Origin of the sequence: Brachybacterium equifaecis, assembly GCF_023509525.1 — a bacterium.
In the GTDB taxonomy this organism is placed as follows: Bacteria; Actinomycetota; Actinomycetes; order Actinomycetales; family Dermabacteraceae; genus Brachybacterium; species Brachybacterium equifaecis.
Window position 1 is genome coordinate 1 of record NZ_JAKNCJ010000019.1, and the last position, 1,414, is coordinate 1,414.

Consider the following 1,414-nt stretch of genomic DNA (forward strand, 5'->3'; position numbering starts at 1 on the left):
AGTTGAGTCCCGCATAGTGGTGTAGCGCGGTGGCCGCAGTGATCGTCTCTGACGAGGACGCGGCCACCGCGTGATCCTTCGAGTCAACCTTCCACAGAATCCTCGAACGGAGTCATCACGATGACCGCTCCTCATATTGTCGACCCTCACGGCCTGCTCGGTGAAGCCCTGGCCGAAGCCTCCCCGGATCTGATGCGCACGATGCTGCAAAGGATCATCAACGAGCTGCTGTCCGCGGACGCTGACGCGGTCGCCGGCGCGGAATACGGTCGACCCAGCCCCGAGCGGGTCGCTCAGCGCAACGGCTACCGCCACCGCGACCTCGACACCCGCGTCGGCACGATCGACGTCGCCGTCCCCAAGCTCCGCACCGGCACCTACTTCCCCGACTGGCTGCTCGAGCGCCGCAAACGCGCCGAATCCGCCCTGATCACCGTGGTCGCCGACTGCTACCTCGCCGGCGTCTCCACCCGCCGAATGGACAAACTCGTCAAGACCCTCGGCATCAACAGCCTCTCGAAGTCCCAGGTCAGCCGCATGGCGGCCGATCTGGACGAGCACGTCGAGCAGTTCCGCCACCGCCCCCTGGACGAGGCCGGGCCGTTCACGTTCGTCTCCGCCGACGCACTGACGATGAAGGTCCGCGAGGGCGGACGAGTCATCAATGCCGTCGTCCTGCTCGCCACCGGCGTCAACGGCGACGGCCACCGCGAAGTCCTCGGCATCCGGGTCGCGACCAGCGAGACCGGCGCGGCCTGGAACAGCTTCTTCGCCGACCTGGTCGCCCGCGGCCTGGGCGGAGTCCGCCTGGTCACCTCCGACGCGCATGCAGGGCTGGTCGAGGCGATCGCCGCTCACCTGCCCGGAGCGTCCTGGCAGCGCTGCCGCACCCACTACGCCGCGAATCTGATGAGCATCTGCCCCAAGGGCATGTGGCCAGCCGTGAAAGCGATGCTGCACAGCGTCTATGACCAGCCCGACGCCGCGGCCGTGAATGCGCAGTTCGAGCGTCTGCTGGACTACGTCGGTGAGAAGCTCCCGGCCGTGGCCGAGCACCTCGATGCCGCCCGCGCAGACGTCCTCGCGTTCACCGCGTTTCCGAAGGATGTGTGGGTCCAGATCTGGTCGAACAACCCCACCGAGCGTCTGAACCGCGAGATCCGCCGCCGCACCGACTCGGTGGGCATCTTCCCCTCCCGCGAGGCGATCGTCCGCCTCGTCGGCGCGGTCCTGGCCGAGCAGACCGATGAATGGGCCGAAGGACGCCGCTACCTCGGCCTCGACGTCCTGGCCCGTTGCCGCCTCACCCTCACCACCAATCCCGTGAACGAGGTGAGCACCGATGCACTTCCCGCGCTGACAGCCTGATCCCTATCGCCGAAGGATCGCTACACCACTTCCGGGGACTTGACCC

The 1,414-nt window shown here is 67.5% G+C and carries 1 protein-coding gene; it reads left to right on the forward strand.

Annotation, left to right across the window (positions count from 1 at the left end):
• Positions 1 to 120: 120 nt before the first annotated feature.
• Positions 121 to 1,368, forward strand: coding sequence for an IS256 family transposase (locus tag Bequi_RS14100; RefSeq protein ID WP_249738568.1), 1,248 nt, complete (start codon positions 121 to 123; stop codon positions 1,366 to 1,368).
• The last annotated feature ends 46 nt before the right edge of the window (positions 1,369 to 1,414 follow it).

Coding starts and splice junctions, on each gene's coding strand:
- Bequi_RS14100 (WP_249738568.1), top strand. CDS start 121: ATGACCGCTCCTCATATTGTCGACCCTCACGGCCTGCTCGGTGAAGCC.